2 protein-coding genes are annotated in these 5,055 nt (G+C 51.8%); both read left to right on the forward strand.

Going from position 1 to position 5,055, the window contains the following annotated elements; all coding sequences use genetic code 11:
• The first annotated feature begins 209 nt into the window (after window positions 1-209).
• The gene (locus Q4A89_RS11530; protein WP_303185649.1) at window positions 210-1,040 is read left to right on the forward strand and encodes a hypothetical protein; all 831 of its coding nucleotides are present in this window, start codon (window positions 210-212) and stop codon (window positions 1,038-1,040) included.
• Window positions 1,041-1,043: 3 nt separating this feature from the next.
• Window positions 1,044-5,055, forward strand: a 4,012-nt coding sequence (locus Q4A89_RS11535; RefSeq protein ID WP_303185650.1) for a DUF6531 domain-containing protein, incomplete at its 3' end; no start/stop codon positions are given.

Consider the following 5,055-nt stretch of genomic DNA (forward strand, 5'->3'; position numbering starts at 1 on the left):
TTGGAGCAGGCTCCGAAAATCGATATCGAAGGAAGCAGAACCGTAGATGTGAAAACGGCCAAAATGGGTTTATCCGGTTCCACCAAGATTGATATTCGTTCTCCCAGAATCGACAGTAATTAAATAATTAAATAAAAAGAAAATACTGACCAATGATGAATAATGTGGCAGATACCTATCACCGTACTTATTCATTTGTATGGAAACAAATGCAGTATATATATCCCGGTTACTTGACAAATAACCGGATAACGGGCCTGTGCGAGTGGAAATTGAAGCAAATCGAGTCGGAACACATTCAGGTTTGGACATTCAGGATGAAGAATTTACAATTCGATTGGAATCCCAACTCTGTGGCCGAAATGTATTTCCTGTTTGCTTTTCCTGCATGTATGGATATAAAGATCGACCAAGAGGGTTCGATTACCGGAGTCAATACTGATTTTGATCTTTGTTCAGTCTGGAACAAGACATATAAGAATGAGTTGTACGAACGAATAGCAGAGAAGGAACAGGCCGATGCTCTATGGGAAGCGATAAACGGAGAAAACCGTATGCAGTTGGCTTTGGGTTTGCTGAAGGTGAATCCGATTGTTTCGGCATTGTGCAACATGATAAAGTTAAATCATAAGTTAAAGTACAACCATGAACCTGCGGGCGAATTCGGGGAGCGCTTTACGGGTGAAATAGAAAAACCCGATTATTTTGCCGAAGGAATTGCCTTACCTCTTAAAACCACGTGGCTCAAAAGAGAGTTGGAAAATGAGAAAGAAGAAGAATGGACTCATCTGGGCGGGCTTGTGAGTGATCGATATCGGGAAGATGAAGTGCGTAAGATGCTTCGGCTGATTACAGGGGAACAAAATCCGGCTGTTGATGTGGAAGTGTCCTTCACCGAAGTATATCGTATGGATCAAAGAGAAGACGATTATCGTCTGATCAGTTATGGTCTTTTTCAGACCTCGACGCGTATCCAGTCGCTATGGGAAAAAGCCGAAGAACTTGAACTGACAATCGAAAAATCAGAAGGAGGAGATTAAGCGATGGGACAGAATGATTATGTACAGACCGGGGTCTTTCTTTTATGTGACCGGGGAACGATTCCCACTCCGCTTATCGCCTCTCCCAAACGGCAAAATCATCATGGCACCATGGGGGCGACCATACGCGATAACATACCGCTTGTTAACATTATGCCTTTCGGTGTTTGTCTTGTCACCCGGATGCCTTGCTTGCCGGTTATGCCTCAGTGGCAAAATTATCCGAAGCGTCCATGGTTTATCGAAGGGGCTCAACCGCTCCTGATGAAGTCGTATTGCCGTTGTGGGAACGGCGGTACCATACGTATCTTGCCACGGCTCGACTTTGCTTCCATCATGGCTTCACTTGAGGATCTTTACAAGAAGGCCTCAGATTTGAAAGATCGGGCACTGAAAATATGGGATGAGAATGTTTTTCCGGTAGTAAGTGAGGTATTGGGTGCTGCTCTGCTTGCTCCCGTGTCCGGGATTCTGAAAGCTACCGGAAATGAAGATATCTATCGCGGTTTTGGAAAAGGCGTGTTAAAGGGTATCGGCTCTACGATTTCTGGGCTTGTTAACACCGTTATCCACCCGGTCGAGACCCTCTCCGGCCTTGCCACGATAGGCGGTATTGCCGTTGTGGGCTATGGGCAATACATGTCCGTGCCAGGTCTTCTGATGCCCGGGCCCAAAGGTCTTCAAACGCCTGAAGAAAGACTTGCAAAGTTTGATAAAGTGTTCGGAACGAATTTATCGGAGACGCATGAGGCCATTAAGACTTCAGTAACCGACACGTTTGATGAAAAGGTCGTTAAGGGAAGTAATGAAGAACGCGCCGAGGTGGCCGGTGAGGTGATCGTCGGCATCGCCGATCTTGTTTTCGGAGGCAAAGGTATGGGCGCATTGACGAAAGGAGCAAAACTGTCTAAGCTATCCAAATACGCATCTGCGGCAAGCAAGGCATCCAAAGCCGTCAAATCAGTCCAGACGGTCCAAAAAATCACCAAAGCCACAAAGGGAGTATTCAGTAAGCTCATCAAGAAAATAAAGAAAAAGCTGTCTTCGAAAAACAAGATAGGTAAATGCGATCCTGTGGATGTAGCTACGGGAGTTGTGTATTATGAAGGGACCGATTTTGAATTTCCGGGTCCGTTACCTTTTTCGTGGGAACGGGTCTGGTACAGTGACAGCCGTTGGGAAGGCTTGTTGGGACATGGCGTACATTCGAACTGGGACATGCGTCTCTTTTTTTCGGAGGGTGAAGAGGGAGAAGGAGAAGGCTTGACCGTTCTTTTGCCGGATGGCCGCACGGCCATCTTCGAACGCATCGTTGAAGGAGAACAATCGTTTCACAGAGATGAAAAGCTGACGCTCTACCATCGCGGCGACGGGTATGAAATGTTTTCGCATGAAGACCGGTTAAGCTATATTTTTCCATTGATCGAAGAGGCCGATGAAAAAGTGTCGCTGGTCGAAGTGCGCAACGAAGCGGGGCACGGCATCAAGCTGGGCTATCAGTCCGGTTCTCTGCATACAATCGTCGACAGTGCCGGACGGCATTACGCGGTAACCACGGATCAAAATAAACGCGTGATCAAAGTCGAGCTGTGTGTCGACGCCCTTCGTCGGGAGACGCTTGTGGAGTACGAATACGGTTCGGAAGGAGACCTTACGGGAATCACCGACGCCATGGGTAAGACCACGCGGATGGCTTATGAAAACCACCTGATGGTCCAAAAAACGGATCGTACGGGTCACAGCTTCTACTGGGAATACGACGGCACGACCTCCGAGGCGCGCTGCATTCATACATGGGGCGACGGCGGTCTGCTGGAAGGATGGTTCGAGTACGGCGACGGATATACGGTGTTTACCGACAGCAAGGGCGGCAAGGAACGTTACGAATATACGGACGATAAGCTGATCACCGACGAGATCGACGCCTTGGGAGGCCACCGGGAGCGATTCTATAATCTTCATGGAGAGGAGACGGAGACAATCGATGCCGATGGTCGCGTATTACGGCACGAATACGATGAGAAAACGGGTGATCTGCTTTCGGTCACCTATCCGGGCGGCGGCCGCAGCACTTTCGGGTACGATACTTCCGGCCGGCTCGTAAGGGAAACCACGCCCGGCGGTGCGACGACACATTACGAATATAACGAGCACGGTCTTTTGTGTAAAGTGATCACGCCCGACGGGACGGAAAAGGAATATCTCTACAACGACCGTCATCTGGTCAGCGAGATATACGATGCCGGTAAGTGGCAGGCCCGCCTCGCGTACGACGAGCAGTACAACCTTATCCGCGCGGAGTATCCCGAAGGGCTTTGCTCGGAATGGACATACGACCATCGGGGGCAGGTCACGTCGCACCGCCGCGGCTCGGGCCAAGCCGAACGTTACATGTACGATGCCCTGGGACGTATGACGAAGACTCAGCTGCCTGACGGCAATGTCGTAAAACTGAAATATAACGAATACGACGAGGTACTTGTCGCCCAAGACGCGACACGTTACGTGACCTTCGGCTATACGCCTTTGGGCAGTTTGAAGAGCCGGACGGAAAACGGCCGTACGATACGCTTCGATTACGATACGGAGGACCGTCTCGTCTCCTTACGCAACGAGGCGGACGAGAAGTATGTTTTCCGGCGCGATGCGGCGGGCCGCATCATCGAAGAGACGGGTTTCGACGGCGCGACGAAACGCTATGACCGTCATCCGGGCGGAGCCGTGCGCCGGGTAGAGCGTCCGGGCGGCGTATGCGACGAGTATGCTTACGACGAAGCCGGAAGGCTGTCCGGTATAACGTATGCCGACGGGACCTGCGAACAGTACGCCTATGATGCCGACGACCGTTTGGTGGAAGCTCGTAACGCGGATTCGACCATCCGTCTGGTTCGCGACGTGATGGGACGCATCACCGAAGAGCAGTCCGAGGCAGGGACGGTGATCAGCCGGTATGACAGTCTGGGTCGTCGTACAGAGGTCACGAGCAGTCTGGGAGCCGCACTGAAATGCGGTTATACCCCGGCCGGCGATTTGCAGGATATGAGTATGGACGGCTGGCAGATGCATCTGCGATATAACGATTTGGGATTGGAACTTTCCCGCAGTCTGACAGGCGGTGTAAGCCACACGAACGAATACGACGGCGCGGGTCGCGTCACGCATACGGCCACGCATACGGGACAGGCACGCACCCGCTCGCTGCGTTACCGTTGGGAGACGGGCGACCGTCTGACGGCTGTCCTGAACGAACAGACGGGCAAACTCACCCGTTTCAGTTACGACGAAAGGGGCTTCCTTACCACGGCGGTGTACGACACGGAACGTCTCTTTCGCGTGCCCGACGCCGTGGGTAACCTGTTTCGTACTTCGAACCGCCGTGACCGCAAGTACGGAGCGGGCGGACGTCTGCTGCGTTCGGACGAAGCCCGCTACGTTTACGACGAGGAGGGCAACCTGACGGAGAAGCACGGCCTCGACGGCAGCCGGTGGCATTACGCGTGGAACCGCAACGGCTCGCTGCGCGAGGTGATCCGCCCCGACGGCCAACCCGTAACATTTACATACGACGCCTTGGGACGGCGTATCTCGAAGACGTTTGGCGGCATCACCACACGCTGGCTCTGGGACGGAAACACCCCGCTGCACGAGTGGAGGGAAGGGGCAAAAGAAGCAAACGTTATAACATGGGTATTCGACGAAGGCACGTTCCGCCCCGCCGCCAAACTTGTCGGCAATAAGGCGTACAGTATTATTACCGACTATCTCGGCACACCTGCGGAAATGTATGATGCCGAAGGTATAAAAACTTGGCAGGCGGAATTTGACATCTACGGAAAAATTCGTACCTTCGCAGGACGTTCTTTGAATGATTGTCCGTTCCGTTATCAAGGGCAGTATGAAGATAGTGAAACAGGATTGTATTACAACCGGTTTAGATATTACTCGCCTGAAACAGGAACGTATATAAGCCAAGACCCGATAGGGTTGGCAGGCGGGCTAAATGTATATGCGTATG

Source organism: Tannerella sp. (assembly GCF_030528505.1).
In the GTDB taxonomy this organism is placed as follows: domain Bacteria; phylum Bacteroidota; class Bacteroidia; order Bacteroidales; family Tannerellaceae; genus Tannerella.